We start from the raw sequence: 17,359 nt of genomic DNA, 5'->3' as shown, positions 1-17,359 counted from the left end.
CGTAGGCGGAAAACGGGCATTGATGCCCGGATTTCAGAAGGGGAATTCGATCAGGCTGACGCCGTTGGCATCAAGCTGAATCATCGATCCGTTCTCATGCCAGGCACCCAGCACCGCGCGCTCGGCGTTTTTGCCGTGCAGCGTGAAGGTGTGAATGGCGGGACGATGGGTGTGGCCGTGAATCAGAATCGGCACCTGCTGGCGCGTCATCGCGGCTTCCTCTGCGGACTGATTGACGTCCATGATGCTGACCGACTTGTGCTGATTCGCCTGCTTGCTGCCATTGCGCATGCGCGCGGCAATGCGCACGCGCAGACGCAGTGGCAACGCGAGGAACAGGCGCTGCAACCAGCGCTGATGCACTTTGGCGCGAAAACGCTGATAACCTTCATCGTCGGTGCACAAGGTATCGCCGTGCATGATCAACACGCGATGTCCGTAGAGATCGAGCACCTTTTCTTCCGGCAGCAACGTCATGCCAGAAGCGCGTGCAAAACGCTGGCCGAGCAGGAAATCGCGATTACCGTGGATAAAGAATTTAGGCACCGGCAGCGCCTTGAGCGCCGCAGCGATTTGCTGATGCAGCGGATTGGGATCGTCGTCGCCGATCCAGGCTTCAAACAGATCGCCGAGGATGTAAAGCGCATCGCAGGAACGCGCTTCTCCCTGCAAAAAATGCAGAAAACCGGCAGTAATTGCCGGTTCTTCATGACACAGATGCAGATCTGCGATAAACAGCGTGCGCGACATTACTCGCTAACAGTCACTTTCTGGATGACAACGTCTTCAACCGGAACGTCCTGATGCATGCCGCTGCGGCCGGTTTTCACCGCTTTGATTTTCTCAACCACGTCCATGCCTTCAACCACTTCAGCGAACACGCAGTAACCCCAGCCTTGCAGGCTTTCGTCACGGAAGTTCAGGAAGTCGTTGTCTGCCACGTTGATGAAGAACTGGGCAGTGGCAGAGTGTGGCGCCTGAGTACGCGCCATCGCCAGCGTGCCTTTGGTGTTTTTCAGGCCGTTGTTCGCTTCGTTGCGGATGTCTGCTTTGGTATCTTTCTGCTTCATGCCAGGCTCAAAACCGCCGCCCTGAATCATGAAACCGTTGATTACGCGATGGAAGATAGTGTTATCGTAAAAACCTTCCGCGCAGTATTCCAGGAAGTTCTTCACGGTAGCCGGCGCTTTGTCATCGAAAGTTTTAATTACGATATCGCCATGGTTCGTCTGGAAAGTGACCATTATTTTCTTCCTGTCAAGGTTGTCGTCAGTATCAACTGCCACGCCAGCAAGGCGGCGAGGCATTTTTGTAGACGCTTCTTATATCACAATTTCCAATAACGCGTCAGTAACCGGACGGCAGTTGGCAACCGAGCGATGCACAAGTCAGAAAAATACGGCACAATAACCGGCTGGTTAGGTTACGTAGGGTCGCCATTTATGGTGACCGTATTAAACCAAATGCACATTTATCACGTTCGAATCCCGCACACGTAATTAAAACGGAACCGTTCAATGCTAAAGATTTATAACACCCTGAGTCGACAGAAAGAGGAATTCAAACCCATTCATGCCGGTCAAATCGGTATGTACGTGTGTGGTATCACGGTTTACGACCTCTGTCATATCGGCCATGGGCGTACTTTTGTGGCATTCGACGTGGTGGCGCGCTATCTGCGTTACGTGGGCTATCAGCTGAAGTATGTGCGTAACATCACCGATATCGATGACAAAATCATCAAACGAGCTAATCAAAACGGTGAAAGCATTGAAACGCTGACCAACCGTATGATCGCCGAGATGCACAACGATTTCGCTGCGCTCGGCATTTTGCCGCCGGATCTGGAGCCGCGCGCCACCCGCCATATCGACGAGATTATCGAGCTGGTCGGCACGCTGATTGAACGTAAGCACGCCTACGTGGCGGACAACGGCGACGTGATGTTCGACGTGCTGAGCGACAAAGATTACGGCGCGCTGTCGCGTCAGGATCTGGAGCAGCTGCAGGCCGGTGCGCGCGTCGAAGTGGCGGATGTGAAGCGCAATCCGATGGACTTCGTGCTGTGGAAGATGTCTAAAGCGGACGAACCGGCGTGGAACTCGCCGTGGGGCAACGGCCGTCCAGGCTGGCACATCGAATGTTCGGCGATGAACTGCAAACAGCTCGGCACCCATTTCGACATCCACGGCGGCGGTTCGGATCTGATGTTCCCGCACCACGAAAACGAAGTGGCGCAATCCACCTGTGCGCACGATGGCCCGTATGTGAATTACTGGATGCACTCCGGCATGGTGATGGTTGATCGCGAGAAGATGTCGAAATCGCTGGATAACTTCTTCACCGTGCGCGATGTGTTGCAGCACTACGATGCCGAAACCGTGCGTTACTTCCTGATGTCGGGTCACTATCGCAGCCAGCTCAACTACGGCGAAGATAACCTCAACCAGGCGCGTGCCGCGCTCGAGCGTTTATACACCGCGCTGCGTCATACCGATGCCAACGCCACGGCGGCGGGTGGCGAAGCGTTTGAGGCGCGTTTCCGCACCGCGATGGATGACGACTTCAACACGCCGGAAGCCTATTCGGTGTTGTTCGATATGGCGCGTGAAGTGAATCGTTTGAAAACCGAAGACAAAGCCTCCGCTGATGCGCTGGCGGCGAAACTGCGCCAGATCGCTAACGTGCTCGGCATTCTGCAGCAGGATCCCGAGCAGTTCCTGCAAAGCGGTGCGCAGGTGAATGACGATGAAGTGGCGGAAATTGAGCATTGGGTGAAAGCCCGTTCCGACGCGCGTGCAGCCAAAGATTGGGCGCAGGCGGATGTGGCGCGCGATAAGCTCAATGAGTTGGGCGTGATCGTTGAAGATGGGCCGCAAGGTTCCAGCTGGCGACGCAAATAACCGGAGAGGGCGAGAAATCGCCCTTTTTTATTATGGTGATTGAACAGATTCATATTCACGGCTTCCGCTCGGTGCGCGATCTGACGCTGCCGCTGCAGCAGCTCAACGTGGTCAGCGGCCCCAACGGCTGCGGCAAATCCAACCTGTATAAAGCGGTGCGACTGCTGCATGAAGCGGCGAGCGGACGCTTAGCGCTGGCGCTGGCGGAAGAGGGCGGCATTCAGAAAGCGATGTGGGCGGGCGGATTGCGGCGCGGCGATCGTCGCCACGATCCCAAGCGTTTGATCATGGCGGTGGTGATGGACGATATGGATTATCAGCTCGATATCGGTTTTCCTGAGCCGTCTCCGACGCTCTTTAGCCTTGATCCGCTGGTGAAAGAGGAGCGCATCTGGATGAGTGGTCAGCGACGTCGCCCTTCCTCGTGCATTTTGCAGCGGCAAAATCAAACCGCGTTTCTGCATAACGTCGAGGGTGAACGCGTGACCTACCCGGCGGTTTTGCACCCGGAAGAGTCGCTGTTTGGGCAACTGGGCGAACCGCATCTTTATCCCGAGCTTTCTCAGGTGCGCGAAAGGTTGCAGAAATGGCGCTTCTACCACGAGTTTGCCGTGTGGCCAGGTTCGCCAATTCGTGCGCCGCAGATAGGCGTGCGTGCGCCGATTCTGGCGCATGATGGCAGTAATTTAGCTGCCGCGTGGGCGACTATTAATGAAGTCGGGCATCGCGAATTGCTGCATCAAGTGATGGCCGAAGCGTTCCCTGACACCGAATTTCACGTTGATGTGCAGAATGGACGTTTTCAGATGCTGATGTCTCGGCGTGGGATTTTGCGTCCGCTGGAGAGCGCTGAGTTCTCGGATGGCACGTTGCGCTTTTTGTGTTTGGTGGTGGCGCTGCTCAGCCCGCGTCCGCCAGCGTTTATGGCGCTGAATGAACCGGAGAACAGTTTGCATGAAGATCTGCTGCCCGCTTTAGCGCGACTGATTGCCGAAGCCAGCCAGTTTAGCCAACTGTGGATCACCAGCCATTCACCGAAACTGGCGACGCTGATTGCGCAACATACGGCGGTGAATCATATCGAGCTGGAGCAAATCGAAGGGGAAATCCGGGTCTTGTAAGGTCGCCATTCATGGCGACCTTCCGGATGACTACGCTACAACCGTAATTTTAAAACCAGCAAACTCAACCTTCTGGCCTTCAACAATCTTGCAGCGCTTACGCGTTTCAACTGCGCCATCGACGCGCACTTCGCCTTCCGCGATCACGGCTTTCGCCTGCGCACCGCTTTGCACCCAACCTTCGAGTTTCAGCAGGTCGCACAAATCAACGTGGGCATGTTTACCGAGAGAAAAACTGGCCATTATGCCTCCTCAATGTCGTGAAATTCTTCACACGCCGTCAGCGTGTTTTGGATCAGTGTAGCGACCGTCATTGGACCGACGCCGCCTGGAACGGGCGTGATGTACGAGGCGCGCTCAGAAGCCGCTTCGAACTCCACATCGCCGACCACTTTGCCGCTGTCGAGACGATTGATACCCACATCAATCACCACCGCGCCCGGCTTGATCCAGTCGCCTGGAATAAAGCCCGGCTTGCCAACCGCCACTACCAGCAGATCGGCGTGCTCAACGTGATGACGCAGATCTTTGGTGAAACGGTGCGTCACGGTGGTGGTACAACCGGCGAGCAGCAGCTCCATGCTCATCGGACGGCCAACGATATTCGATGCGCCAACCACTACGGCGTTCAGGCCGTAAGTATCGATATTGTAGCGCTCCAGCAAAGTGACGATGCCGCGCGGCGTACACGGACGCAGCTTTGGCGCGCGCTGGCACAGACGACCGACGTTGTACGGATGGAAGCCATCCACGTCTTTGTCCGGCACGATGCGCTCCAGCACTTTGACGTTATCGATGCCGGCTGGCAGCGGCAGCTGCACCAGAATGCCGTCGATATCGTTGTCGTTGTTGAGCGTATCAATCAGCTCCAGCAGCTCGGCTTCGCTGGTGGTGGCGGGCAGATCGTATGAGCGAGAGATGAAGCCCACTTCATCACAAGCACGACGTTTGCTGGCGACATAGATCTGCGAAGCTGGGTTTTCACCCACCAGCACAACTGCCAAACCGGGCGCACGTTTACCGGCCGCCAGACGCTGCTGTACTTTTTCGGCAACCTCAAGGCGCACCTGCTGCGCAATCGTTTTACCGTCAATAATTTTTGCTGCCATCAGAGAGGAAATCCATCTGTAGAGGGTTAGATCGGGGATGGCGCCTATTCTGTCAGAAGCGCGTGCGGCTGTCAGGTAGAGATTCGCCATCAACGCCGCTTTCCCGATTTTTCGCCGTGGCGCCCGCCCGCGTTAGCGCTTATGATGCCCGGCAGTGAATGAGATGGATGACGTGATGATTTGGTTAATTCTCGCCACGCTGGCGGTGGTGTTCGTAGTAGGTTTTCAGCTGCTGACGGCCAGCTCGCGCCATGCGGTGCAGGCGCTCAATAAACGGTTGCAACTGCCGCCGGTGCATATCGAATCGATGTTGTCGCTGATGGGCAAAGAGGCGGCAAAAGAGTTTACCGATTACATCGCGGGCGATAACGACACGCATCTGCACAATGGCGCGGCGGTGCTGCTGATTTGGCAGGTGCTGATTGTCGATGGCAGCGACGAAAATAGGCAGCGCTGGCATGGCATTTTGAGCCGGGCTGGGTTTTCAGCGTTGATATCGAGGCAGCAGCTGTTGCTGGCGTTGGGGTTCTTGCGCCAACTGGAGCCGGACAGCCAGGAACTGCATGCGCTGCGCGAGCAGTACAATGCGCACTTCACGCAGCAAGGGATTGAGCTGGAAGGCGAAACCGAGCAGGGCGGGAATCTGGTGTCGATGAGCGAATGGCGCAAGCGGCATTAAGGGGTTTTGGTTAATCTGGCAGCACTCCGTTGCTGGTGGGAGGCAAAAACGTTGACGCGCGAGCCGCTGGACGTATAATCCGACCCAATCACTATGCGCCCTTAGCTCAGTTGGATAGAGCACCGGCCTTCTAAGCCGTAGGTCACAGGTTCGAATCCTGTAGGGCGTACCATTTTAAGTCAACACACTTCTACTGAACTCTCTTTCTTTGCTTTATACATCCCTGATGTTGTTGAATTTTTCTATTGCGAGACTTAATCAGAGTCTATCTTGTTCTACTAAAATCAAGTGGTGTCTGAAGGCCTTTACGGGGGCTCATTTCGTAGGGGCCCCTTTGCCACTAAATGCACGGCATATTGATACAGAAAAAACCAAATAAAAAGAATAAAAGTTCCCTGGATGAATACGTTCTGCCAGCTCATGTGGAAAGAATGCCATTTGTGGCACATACAATCATACGCAGTTTCTAGAACAACGTCGGGAGATGTTGCAGTGATATGGGGATTATTTTGGTTAGATGGATGGCCAATGAACTATTGGCGTGGTTGGGTTTCGTATTATGTAATGGTTTAAAAAAATAAGATTAATTACGGGTTTCAGTAATAATATTACGAAATTTTACGTCCACAGGTGTAATGATGTTGGAGTGTATAATGCATCGTTAGTCAAACTCATTTACCACAAGGTAATTTTTCCAAGTCGGCTTGAGACCAGCAAGTATGTAAAAAATTACAGGCTTGGCAGCAAATTCTTTCATCTATTTCTAATAAATAGCATTTTGTTTTTTTTCTATCAAATACAGTTTGATGAGCGCAGTGATGATTATCAGAGTCTATAAATATTATTCGTGGTTTAATTGAGCGAGTATTAACAGCAGATATTCCATTAGCTTGATTTTCGGTTCGGCACTCTGCCCATGCATGAAAACGGCATGATTCAATTAGTGGCTTATCGGAAAGGTAATGTTTTTCTTTTCCTGTAACAACAAACCATTCGTTATAAGTGTTTTTAATTTGCTTAATAATAGTTGTAGGGTTTAAATGGTTTAATGATTTTGTTGGAAAACCAGGGAATTTATTTAAAGGGGATATTTCCAAGGTGGAATCTAATTCATCCCCGCACATGTGATAAATTTTATCCAAACAAGAAGATACAGACTCTAAATGTTCACTGAGATCGTTTGTATTTTCGTTGCTATTTTTTAAATAGTCTATTGGAAAGTTTTCGCCCGAGTTGCTCACTATCGCAAATATTCCATCACATCGTTGAAAAATTAGAATTGGATAAATTAAAATTTGTGGTTTTGGCCCATGAAATCGACTTCCTGTCACTTCAAAATGTACGTGGACACCATAATAAACTGAATCAATTGAATCAGCGCTAATATATTCATTTAGCTGGGTTGAGCGTAAAGGATATGGGATTTCTTTTGCAAGTCTAGACCGATGAAGTAAATCAAATAATGCATCAGAATTATCCTGATATGTTTCTAGATCGAAAATTTGAATGTCTCTAGAGCTTACTTTACCATTAATGAATGTTAGAGTTGGGTTGGTAAAAACAACAGTCCATTCGCCATTGGATAGAACTGCGCATGGTGTATCATGTTCGTTCCTGTTCTTCATTGTACGGACGTAGTCAATAATTTGCTTTAAATAGTCATGCCATAGATTTACAACTGGAGAACTATTCTCTGTATTTCCGTCTAGAACATGGCAGACTGCTGCAGCGATTAAGTCCTCATTTATTCTTCTGTCATCTGGTTTACGTGCAGTCACAAAGGGTTTACCCCAAGCCTTTGCTTCAAAGATCATTAACGGTGCATTAGTATCTTCATTTAGACCAACGTAATCTATGAAGCGTGTGGTTTCTGCTTTGATTCTGGCTTCTTCTGTAACGTTTCCTATAGGGCCAAGACTCCAACCCAAGATTGTTAATAGTCGATCGAGAAAAAACACACGCGTATTATGCTCATGCAGTACATCTGAACGTACTTGTGCATAAGGATTGGGATTTCCGAGAGTAATAATATATCTGATATCTTTCAATAATTCAGATAGATCATGCTTAAATTGGTTTCTCAGCTGGTTTTCGTTCACTGCATAAACTCCGGTAAACGATAGAGTAAGCGTCTGGCAGCTGGCCAGCCTGCGGCCATAAATATATCCAGACTATCAATCAAGCGTCCTCGCCGGCATTCATCTTCAAAAATTATTTTATAATCCGCAAGAAAAATCCCCATCATTTTTACAAGTTGTTCCATTCCCATAGATTCGTTTTGGAAACCGGTCTTTGTTCCATGACGCAATGCATGAGCCATAAGATCAAAACATTTTTCAGGATTTACAGGAACAAGTTTTTCAAGTAATTCTAAAAGATAATATATAGTGTGTGGTGTACCGCAATCGCCTATACGTCTCAGATGTCTTTCTGTTTCATTTACGAATGTTTTTAATCCACTATATTCTAATTGTGATTTACTCGCATTGAGTATTCCTTCACATGCAAAACGAAACTGAGAGCAAGCGGTGTCAATAAGTTGAGCGCATAACTTCGCATTTTCTTGATCCGTTTCTGACATGTCACTAAGAGAATAATAATTTTCTAAGTTGATTCCTGCTGTATCAATAATGTCAAAAACCATATCAAATGCACGTTGTCTAATAACCGAGTCTTTGGATATGGCTTCGTTATCAAGCCCAAGAATGAGCCCTTCTCTTAGAGCTAATAATATGCTATTTATCTCATTTTTATATACCGTTGGATTGATAATCCAGTGTTGCAATATTTCATATGCTTCATTGATATCATGTACACACCAGAGAACGGCCAGATCACTGCTGACTATATTACGAATACGTTTCTGATTTTCAGGATTATCATCAAAACGGTTCAGTAAATTACTGATCATCTCGAAAACACATTGAGGATTGGTATGCAATAGTCTTCCGATACCGGATCTAACCAAGTGTTCAATAATACCTGTGTTACTTTCTTGCTCTAGGCGTTTTCTTAAGTATTCCCACGCAGTTTCCTGATCAAACTCCCATAGATGTAATAGGCGAGCTGATATCTGAAAACGTACTGCGGGGTGAGGATCATTTAGCATCTTTTCAATGTTAGGTTTAAGTCGTTTATAAAGATCCGGACGCAGAGGTATAACTTCGATAACGATTTGTGCTGCATCAATTCTTGGTGCAGGAGAACCCCAACCAACACTTTGAGAAAAGCTTTCCTCAGTATCTTTATCTACAGTAGGATCTGTAGAGTTAGAAAGGATTTGTAATAACTCTAAAAAATGCCAAGTTCGTTCCTCACTCTTATCATTCTTTTCAAGAGGTATCATTTTTTTTGAAATAATTGCGGAGCACCCTTTGGCAATAACGTCTTCTGCTAATGTTCTGACATATGAATGAATATTTTCTAAGCTAAGTTTATCCTGCACGGTTTTAAGGGTACTTAAGATTTCATCTATTGATAAATTAGATGAGAGTTCCCTGTCAGAACCTAAACCGATCGTTGATTTAGCTTCTTCTATGATTTTGATAAGATCTTCATTATCTGGCTCATTTATATTCAAGCCATCAATATAGTGATATGGTGTATCGTTACTAATAGTCGTATGTAATCTAAAAATTCTTTCATTATTTAATGATTCGTCACTAGTAATGGTGTTTTTTAGTAAAACCCTAGCTGCATCAGTACATAATTTATCTGAACCAATTGTGTTGAATAGGCGACATAATAGCCTATTTTTTGCTTCTTCTTTATAAGGATGTTCGGAAAAGTCATACATAAAAGCTGTATTTTCTAAATCATATCGTTCAGATTTCGAACGACGTTCAATCCCTTTGGCTACTAGATCAATGGCATCTTTACGAGTATCACTATTACGGATGAAAACTTCTTGAGAAGCAATAGGCCAAATAATATCAATAAGACTATCATCTCTTTCATTCGCTGCAAGGAATAACCTAGCCCAGAATATAGCTAGCGATGCTTTTTCACAAATAAGTTGCGCAAGGAAAATTGCATCTGGCTCAGGGGCTTCTCTCAGACACTGAAGTAGCTTTTTAATTAGTACTTCACCATCATGGCCGTAGTCACTATCTGGGTCGTGTGCCCATATGTGGCTACGATCAGTTTGAAGATTAATATCATAATTAGTAACTGATATATGTTCTCTAGGTGTGTCAAGAGGATGCTTTCTTGCTACGAAGCCATGCATTGCCCTAATTACAGCTTCAATTGCTTGCGTCGGATGTTGTTTGAGAAAATTGGGGAAATACTCACCGAGTGAATAACGAGCTGATTCATAATCCTGCCGTGCATTTGATCTCAGAGGTAGAATTCGGCTACTTCCCAGATTAGTTTCTCTTTCTTCCATGACATCGTGGCTATAAACAAAATCAAAAATCTTAATAACAAAATCTGGGGCCTTCTCTCCGATTTTCTCGATATTGTAACAAATGGCTGGAATCTCCTCTGAGCCAAAAAGCTTTAACCTTTCGGGGACGAGGATACTTTCTAATAAACGGGAAGAATTAGTAATGTCGGTATCAATAGTGTCAGCAACGAAGGGAATTGAGCTTCTTACCAAATAGCCTGGTTCATTAAGTGTGAGGCTGTATGAAAGCAGTACACGGCTTGATGCACCCAAAATTTCACGTAGGGAATTATTATCGGTAACTCTTTTAATCAGTTGGTACAATAAAAAACGTATAGTCTCTGGTATATACCTCACTTCAGGCGTCAGGGCTGCTACTAAATGCACCCATGGAATCAGAGGAATCTTTGTCTCATCTTCAAAACGTATTGCTAATGCACCACAAATATGGCCTAGACTATCTATGGCAATCTTGTCATCAATTGCCACGCGCTTTGCGAGCCAAATTAGGTCATTTTTTTCTGTTGGATACTCTGCCGCGATACGACCTGCGTAGCTACGCATGATTGGATCACATTCTTTGTTATTCAGTAGGTGGCCTATAGCACGCCAAAAGTGGTGGTGATCAGCGCTGTACTCCCAGATTTCCTTAAGAATGAAGCCTAGGGCAGGAGACAAGATTAACCCTTGGGCTTGTTGTTTAGGAAAATGTTGCATTCCATTAATTAGAGAGTTTGGATCAAATGCAGTTTGTGCAGCCGCGTAGTCAAATAAAAGATGATGGCGAAATTGTACCCAACGATCATTGCCTTCTCGAGTTAATACCCCTTCTCGGCACAGTATGTCGATCATTTCTACATTAGCTTGGGAAAGAAGTGACGGCGCTTTGAGAGATCGAGAGGTGATCATTGCATCTACAAGCGCTTTAATACACTTAAGTGCGTTAAGTCCATGTGCTTCAACACGGTATTGCCAATATAACTTTAACAATTCAGTCTGGGATGAAACCTTTAGTAGACTTATGTTTGAGTTCTGAGAGATTAACTCTGCAAGAAGCCTCGTATTAAAAGGTACTTTAGCTAGATCGTACAGCCTTTCAGAGACACCTTTCAGTGATGTAGCTAATGCAGGAGACTGTTTTAATAGCTGAATGAACTCATTATCTGACCAACGAGGGATGACTATATGGCGAACAGTAGAAAACATAGAGTCAGATAGTTCCGCAATGGGAGGATGCCCTTTAAATAGCTCACGGAGTTTAACACCCATCCTTAGATCAAAACTGCGGATTGAAGCAATTACACGCCATCGACCAGCACTTTCCATTATCTTTTCAACTAAAGGGCGAAATACTGCTTCACCTTTTCCTCCTCTGGTAGCATCCAGCGCATCAATAATCAGCCAACCATTTGATGGGCCATCCCATGCTTCGATAACTTCAGTTAGACTATGTTCAAGCCTGAGTTCGCGGCTAAGTCCTTCTAATGATTCTACTGAGTATCGATCAACTGCTAGCTCTAATACATCATCACCTCTTTGACGAAGACTGCGGGCTAGAGTATTGAGCACACCACTTTTACCAGCTCCAGGTTCACCGATAATCAGCAGAGAACCCATTTGTACAGCCTCTTCAACGGCATTTTGGCACTCTCTGACTATGCTTACCGGATGTCCATACTCGCTTTCGATGATTTCATATCGCTTAAGTGAGTTACTAATTTCCAAAGAGTGCTGACGAAGCCGTGAAATATCATCGAAGTATAGTGGGGGTGCTGCCAGTTTTATCCCTTTCCCCATAAGTTCATTACGCAGTAGTCCGCTATCTCCACCACCACGGCAAGACATCATTTTGCCACAGATTTCTGCAAGCACACTTAGAGCTGTCGTTGGATCTGTATCCTCATCAAGGCTCTGTGTAAGCTTGGAGGTGATCACCAAGTCCATACTTTCAAAATCGACAACCATCACAACAACGAGCCGAGAAAGTTGGGTTAGTAAATGAGGTGGTTGAGGAAGCGATGTTGAGCGTTTCCATGCTTTAAAAACGCAGCGTTCAAAAATATCAAACGCCTGCTGCTGACTCTTATTCATGGCACCGCTACCATGATGAGAAAAAAGTTGCAGGGTAGTTGCAAGAGTTGTGCGAACAGTTATAGGGGCTTTAGTACTAACAGCTAAAACGAGACGATCTTTATCTAGGTCTAGAGGCCTATTCCATTCTAAAGAACCATTACCATTCTCGGATGCCAGCCAGTATCGAACAAATTGCTCCACCGTTCGGTAAAATGGGCTGTTTTCATCATCTGAAAGAGAAACTGTCGTTTTGGCTTGAATGGCCACAAAACCATCAGCTGAAGTTGCCACCAATATATCGTCTACAGGAGCTTCAGTTTCAAAACGTAACCAGATAGGAACTGCATTTCCTAATCCAAGGTGTGCATCCAGTCTGTCGCCATTGAGAATCTGTGCCGCAAAATAAGCGCCAAGCTTTTGCTCGAATAAAATACCGCTACTGGTTGCCGCACCACCACCGTTCGCAGGGCCATTCAGATTCGTATCAGACAAGTTCCACCTTCACATTTCTTCTGGAGTGCGGATGCACATTTAAACTTATAGTAATTAGTATTATGTTAATAATAATCTTTTAAAACAATAGATAATGTAGGCCTACTTGTTGATTTCTTACAAGAGATTTTATCATCACCAGGTCGGCTTTAAGTCAAAAGTCACACAGGCCTGTTTTTCATAATTTGTTCTGAATGTAGTAGTCAACTAAAACTGGTGACGTGGTGCTAATCACTAATGTAGAAAACACATTCAAAGCCTGCAAGCAGGAAAAGGACAAACTGAATATCTTCAAAAAAGATCTCGGCAGTTTTTTTCGTTTCTACGAGTTTATGTCGCAGATTGTTGACTATGATGACAAGGATCTGGAAAAGCTAAGCCTGTTTGCTCGCCACTTGCGCCCAATGTTGCATGAACAGCGCATTGCAGAAGATGAGGTCGATCTCAGTAATGTTGAGATGAGCTATTATCGTTTGTCAAAGCTCCATGAACAGCATCTGAAGCTGCAAGAAGATGCCGAAGAGTACAAACTCAAACCCGGCAATGATATAGGCACGGCAAAGCCTAAGAACACAAAAGAAGAGTTCCTTTCAAATATCCTGGCGCGTCTGAATGACCTCTTTATTACTGACAATCTTAGCGATAAAAACATGATTAATTATGCTTTTTCCGTACGAGACAAATTATCTGAGAACCAGGCGGTAATGACGCAAATTGCCAACAATACGCGCGAACAGGCAATGCTGGGAGATTTCCCGAAAGCGATTGATGATGCCGTAATGGATAGCAATGATGCGCATCAGGAGATGATGATTCAGTACTTGTCGAATCCGGAGTTTGCGAAAGGGTTTGCCAGGGTGGTGTTTGATATGTTGAAAGGCGCTTAGATAATACGAGGCAGACTATCGCCTCGTTATCCTAAATACGCTTGTTAACATGCTTGTAGAAAAAATAATTGGAAATTTATTATGTCGAATCCTGTTTCTGAAAGGGGCATGTCAGCAGTTCAATCATAAAAGTGATGTAGCATTTGCGAGTCTGTGCGCAAATATTTATTCTGCCAGTTCAGCTTCTGTTGTTGTTTTGTCTGAATGTCAGTTTCCTCACGCAATTTTTGTTGCAGCCATGGAGAAAATGTTCTGTAAAAAATCCTTGCTCTTCTGAACCTTTCAAACTGACTCATCATGAAAAGGATCCAAAATACATTTAAAAAATAGGCGGACATAGCGAGTACAATGAAAAACACTTGTTCACTTCCAGATGAGGTTTTACCTATGTCTACAAATACAAATAGAGCAGTGAGAAGAATCAGCGAAATGATACTGATGAATGCGAGTTGCAAACCTCTTAACTTCCTGTACCGTTTATTGTAACTATTAAACGAGTCGTTCTGAATGTCCTTGATGCAAGGGGTTTTAATAAAGCCTTGAAAGTCTCGGTCTTCATAGCTGATGTTTCGCTCTCTAAGGAATGTCAAAAGCAGCTCGTTTATTTTTACCGAGTACTGCATTCCTATTACATCATATAGTGCCTTAACAGCATTCTCCGTGGCAGTATTTATACTTTTTGTGTACAGGTCGGAAATGCAGGTAAGTGCTTTTGCTCTTTTTTCAGTGATAGTGGCCTTCTCAGCATAATGGATACCTGCCAACCTTTTTATAAGGGGCCACGCGGCTTTTATTAACCCAGGAATAAGTACACCCAGAGATAGCTTAAGCGACTCGGTGCTTATTAAAGTTGAGAAGTTAATTGTTGAGTTTATTTCTTCCATTTATTCACTCTCGATGTTTATATTATTTAACATTACTTTGTCGCAGCTTTCCCACTTTGATGCGCACCGTTTCCTGCATCGCACTCAGATTATCCTCCCTCAACCCCAGCATCATGTTGCATCCGTTGAACAACCCGGCATCGCCCAGCCGGGGCATTGGCAGCAATCTAGTTGGAATCGTCAGCCAAAACCGCAAATCATAGTCACAGCCCAGATACGTGCGCAGTAGCGCCATCACGTCCTGCCTGAGTTGCCCGTTAGGCATCCAACCCTTTGCCTCATCAGGATCGTCTGTTGAAAGCTCAACCCGTGAGCAGTAATCAGCCACGCGGGTTTCATCACCCAGTATCGGATTCTGATCGAGCGTCATGCCGCTGTGCATTGAGAGTCGGGCGCGTTTTGCCACCGGCATCGTCACAGGATGATGTGCGAAAACCTCAACTATGGTGTTCGGTGCCTGGCTTCGTATCACCGCAGCGATGCCTTCAGCAGTGTGCGTGGTATGCAGCAGCGGTTTAAGTATCGCCAGCAGGCGCGACGAAGGTTGGTCGCCGCTATGGGTAATGCCGGTCAGCGCCATCAGGCTTTGCGACACCGTATCGGTACCGCCCGGCTCAAAGGTGGCCGGATAGCTGTACTTGCGCCAGATGCGGTAAAACTGCGTCATCAGCCGGTGATTGAAGATATCCAGAAACGCCGCCATCGCATCAGCGCCGTCACGCCCTTGGTTGATGTCGTCAATGATGCTGGTGGGCAACGGCGAATCGACGCCGTACAAGCCGAAGAAGTTGGTTCTGACCGTTGGCGGCGCATCCGGATTATCGGCGTCAATTTCCGTGCGTTTTAGCTCCCCGGCGGGAAAGCCCAAATGCGGATTTGGACGAAATCGCACCGGATCACTCTCAGGCGTGCGGCCCGTGCCAAGGCGGCTGCCGGTCGTTTGCTCAAGCATCTGGCAGAAGCGGTAAAAGTTATACTGCGCCGTTTGGTCATTGCCGTTATCGTCCAGCCAGAACGGTTTGTTGTTTTCGTCGCTCACATCAGCACCCTGTCAATGCGTCGCTCCGGCCAGGCCCATTCGGTGCCCGAAGCGGTCAGCAGCACCGTCAGCTGGGTAAAACGCACAACGCTGGCGTACTGCGTCAGGAACTGCTCCAGCAGCTCGCAGAAAAGGCGGGCATCGCCGGTGCCGCTGAACTGGGTTTCATCGAGCGCCACGCGAATACGCACCCCGTGCCAGTGATACGACGAGTTATAGTCCTGACGCCAGCTGACGTGACGAATACCGCTGATGCGACGGCGGTTGTTATCGTCATTGCTCCAGTCAAACAGCGCCAGTACCGCTCTCAGGCTTGCAGCGTCGTTAATCATCTGGCTCAGCGCGCGCGGATGCAGCAGCGACATCACATGCCACTGATACAACTGCGTGGTTGGCGGGTAATAAGGCATAGAAGGGGAATGACGCGTTGTGCACTGCAACGTCAGGTTGCCGGTTACCGCGCTTCCATCAAATACGGCTTTCTCCAGCGCCATGCGCGGATAGTTACCATTGGTGCAGGTGATGTTCATAAACAGCGTGGCATCATCTTCGGCCCGATCGGTCTCGCTTTCATCGCCGCCCAGCATCAGCAGGGTTTCATAAAGACCGCTGACACCGCGCCAGATGCGCGTATGGAAATATCGCGCCGGCCAGGACTCTTTGCGTTGCAGCATGCCCCCTTTTTGCCGGAAGTGCCGATACGGCACATAACGCCGCTTATCCAGTGTTTCGCTGGCGGCAACTTCATCAACACTGTAAATCTCAGTGTGCCGATCGCGCAGGCGGTGCGGGCGCAGACGATAATCGAGCACCGCAGGCTTCACCTTCAGCGGCTCGGCGTTCAGCGTAAACAGGTTAATCACCGGCACGCAGTGAATGCGCAGCGCGTCTGCCGGCAGGGAAATATCACGCGGAAGTGGCTGACTAAGATGAATATCGAGGATAACCTCCCGACAACTTTCGTTGAAAAGCAGCGTGTTGAGGCCCGATAGAGTAAAGAAGGCGTAGCGAGCCGGAAAACTGAAATATTCCAGCAGCGGGCGGACTTCGCCGCAGAGTGCAGGACTGTCGCTTTCCGGCCAGACCGATTGCCAGTGCTGTTGCCAGCGGGCGCGGATGTCGCCACTAAAGAGTTTTGGATCACAGTTATCGCTCTGCGGCTGACGAACAGTAATTCTTTCAATTTGGTTGGTTAGAGCCTGATACATCATTGACTGCACCGGGCGATCTCCGTGGATGTAGAGCGGGATATCGCTGAGATCGATTTGGCTCGGATCTGCCTGAGGGCTGAGTGTAAACCGCAGGGAGATCATCTGGTGTCCATCAGGATGGAAGGGCGTCGTTATCTCGCCCAGCGTCAGCGGATGCAATTTCAGCGTATCGGTCGTGCGATACGGGCAGCATTGGCCAATGATATCCATCGGTCGGGTCAGCAGCGTTGTGTCCGCCGGCAGCACCGCGTCACGTACCTGAGCGACCCTATCGGGCGTTAATTCAACTACCGCCATTGATGGCAGCGTGCGGTTCACCACGGGTAGCAGATGCCCGAGCAGCGGCTCCGTCAGCTCAGGAATATCGTCATCAATCTTGCGACGCATCTGCGCCATCATCAGCGAGAAGCTCTGAAACAGTTGCTCGACCGAGTCATCCATCTTCAGAGATTTTCCGTCGACACCCAGTCGCCGTCCCGCCTCCGGATACTGCTCCGCAAACTCCTGCGCAGCCGCTTTCAGATAACGCATTTCGCTGTCGAAATATTTTAGAAAATCATGATCGTTCATGGTT

Annotated in this window: 12 protein-coding genes, 1 tRNA gene and 1 pseudogene; 5 read left to right on the top strand and 9 right to left on the bottom strand. The window is 47.8% G+C overall.

Translation table 11 applies throughout. From position 1 onward, the window contains the following. Positions 1–33 precede the first annotated feature (33 nt). Both lpxH and ppiB read right to left on the bottom strand, forming a co-directional pair. The gene (gene lpxH / locus PanJK_RS11175; protein WP_265299663.1) at positions 34–750 is read right to left on the bottom strand and encodes a UDP-2,3-diacylglucosamine diphosphatase; all 717 of its coding nucleotides are present in this window, start codon (positions 748–750) and stop codon (positions 34–36) included. Then, positions 750–1,244 (bottom strand): peptidylprolyl isomerase B, encoded by a 495-nt coding sequence (gene ppiB, locus PanJK_RS11170; RefSeq protein ID WP_008103818.1) that lies wholly within the window; start codon positions 1,242–1,244, stop codon positions 750–752. Before ppiB ends, lpxH begins: the two co-directional genes overlap by 1 nt. Positions 1,245–1,517: 273 nt before the next feature. Here ppiB and cysS point away from each other — a divergent pair, with 273 nt between their 5' ends. Further along, positions 1,518–2,903 (top strand): cysteine--tRNA ligase, encoded by a 1,386-nt coding sequence (cysS, locus tag PanJK_RS11165; protein WP_265299660.1) that lies wholly within the window; start codon positions 1,518–1,520, stop codon positions 2,901–2,903. Positions 2,904–2,935: 32 nt separating this feature from the next. After that, complete coding sequence (locus tag PanJK_RS11160; protein WP_265299658.1) at positions 2,936–4,024, top strand: AAA family ATPase; 1,089 nt, start codon at positions 2,936–2,938, stop codon at positions 4,022–4,024. A gap of 30 nt (positions 4,025–4,054) precedes the next feature. Here the strand turns inward: PanJK_RS11160 and ybcJ are convergent, their stop codons facing one another. Together ybcJ and folD are read right to left on the bottom strand one after the other, a co-directional pair. After that, the gene (ybcJ, locus tag PanJK_RS11155) at positions 4,055–4,267 is read right to left on the bottom strand and encodes a ribosome-associated protein YbcJ (protein ID WP_007890771.1); all 213 of its coding nucleotides are present in this window, start codon (positions 4,265–4,267) and stop codon (positions 4,055–4,057) included. Further along, entirely contained in the window at positions 4,267–5,133 is an 867-nt protein-coding gene (gene folD / locus PanJK_RS11150; protein ID WP_061717422.1) for a bifunctional methylenetetrahydrofolate dehydrogenase/methenyltetrahydrofolate cyclohydrolase FolD, read from the bottom strand. The genes ybcJ and folD overlap by 1 nt, the downstream gene beginning before the upstream one ends. Before the next feature lie 175 nt (positions 5,134–5,308). Between folD and PanJK_RS11145 the strand changes: the two genes are divergently transcribed. Continuing rightward, positions 5,309–5,812, top strand: coding sequence for a DUF1198 domain-containing protein (locus PanJK_RS11145; RefSeq protein WP_265299655.1), 504 nt, complete (start codon positions 5,309–5,311; stop codon positions 5,810–5,812). Positions 5,813–5,907: 95 nt separating this feature from the next. Then, positions 5,908–5,984 (top strand) — tRNA-Arg (locus PanJK_RS11140). Between the two features lie 499 nt (positions 5,985–6,483). Here PanJK_RS11140 and PanJK_RS11130 read toward each other — a convergent pair. Beyond that, complete coding sequence (locus tag PanJK_RS11130) at positions 6,484–7,911, bottom strand: hypothetical protein (protein ID WP_265299653.1); 1,428 nt, start codon at positions 7,909–7,911, stop codon at positions 6,484–6,486. Beyond that, positions 7,908–12,764, bottom strand: a complete 4,857-nt coding sequence (locus PanJK_RS11125) for an ATP-binding protein (RefSeq protein WP_265299651.1) — start codon at positions 12,762–12,764, stop codon at positions 7,908–7,910. The genes PanJK_RS11130 and PanJK_RS11125 overlap by 4 nt, the downstream gene beginning before the upstream one ends. A 209-nt stretch (positions 12,765–12,973) precedes the next feature. Between PanJK_RS11125 and PanJK_RS11120 the strand changes: the two are divergent. After that, positions 12,974–13,651, top strand: a pseudogene (locus tag PanJK_RS11120) (type I restriction endonuclease subunit R); the annotation flags it as partial. 119 nt (positions 13,652–13,770) lie between these two features. Here the strand turns inward: PanJK_RS11120 and PanJK_RS11115 are convergent. Genes PanJK_RS11115 through tssF form a run of 3 tightly spaced genes read right to left on the bottom strand, consistent with a single transcriptional unit; the run spans position 13,771 to position 17,355 of the window. Continuing rightward, positions 13,771–14,535 (bottom strand): hypothetical protein, encoded by a 765-nt coding sequence (locus PanJK_RS11115; RefSeq protein ID WP_265299649.1) that lies wholly within the window; start codon positions 14,533–14,535, stop codon positions 13,771–13,773. A gap of 22 nt (positions 14,536–14,557) precedes the next feature. Next, positions 14,558–15,574 carry a type VI secretion system baseplate subunit TssG gene (gene tssG / locus PanJK_RS11110; protein ID WP_265299647.1) on the bottom strand — a complete coding sequence of 339 codons (1,017 nt, stop codon included), beginning with the start codon at positions 15,572–15,574 and terminating at the stop codon, positions 14,558–14,560. Next, positions 15,571–17,355 (bottom strand): type VI secretion system baseplate subunit TssF, encoded by a 1,785-nt coding sequence (gene tssF, locus PanJK_RS11105; protein WP_265299646.1) that lies wholly within the window; start codon positions 17,353–17,355, stop codon positions 15,571–15,573. The genes tssG and tssF overlap by 4 nt, the downstream gene beginning before the upstream one ends. Between the last annotated feature and the right edge of the window lie 4 nt (positions 17,356–17,359).

The sequence above is a fragment of the Pantoea sp. JK genome, assembly GCF_026130245.1.
GTDB classification, from domain to species: Bacteria; Pseudomonadota; Gammaproteobacteria; order Enterobacterales; family Enterobacteriaceae; genus Pantoea; species Pantoea trifolii.
The sequence above is the reverse complement of the archived record's forward strand: the minus strand, read 5'-3'. Positions and strand labels throughout refer to the sequence as shown.

Excerpts from the sequence above, each read along its gene's own strand:
- ybcJ (WP_007890771.1), bottom strand. The coding sequence starts at position 4,267 with ATGGCCAGTTTTTCTCTCGGTAAACATGCCCACGTTGATTTGTGCGAC.
- tssF (WP_265299646.1), bottom strand. The coding sequence starts at position 17,355 with ATGAACGATCATGATTTTCTAAAATATTTCGACAGCGAAATGCGTTAT.
- lpxH (WP_265299663.1), bottom strand. The coding sequence starts at position 750 with ATGTCGCGCACGCTGTTTATCGCAGATCTGCATCTGTGTCATGAAGAA.
- cysS (WP_265299660.1), top strand. The coding sequence starts at position 1,518 with ATGCTAAAGATTTATAACACCCTGAGTCGACAGAAAGAGGAATTCAAA.
- PanJK_RS11115 (WP_265299649.1), bottom strand. The coding sequence starts at position 14,535 with ATGGAAGAAATAAACTCAACAATTAACTTCTCAACTTTAATAAGCACC.
- ppiB (WP_008103818.1), bottom strand. The coding sequence starts at position 1,244 with ATGGTCACTTTCCAGACGAACCATGGCGATATCGTAATTAAAACTTTC.
- PanJK_RS11145 (WP_265299655.1), top strand. The coding sequence starts at position 5,309 with ATGATTTGGTTAATTCTCGCCACGCTGGCGGTGGTGTTCGTAGTAGGT.
- folD (WP_061717422.1), bottom strand. The coding sequence starts at position 5,133 with ATGGCAGCAAAAATTATTGACGGTAAAACGATTGCGCAGCAGGTGCGC.
- PanJK_RS11160 (WP_265299658.1), top strand. The coding sequence starts at position 2,936 with ATGGTGATTGAACAGATTCATATTCACGGCTTCCGCTCGGTGCGCGAT.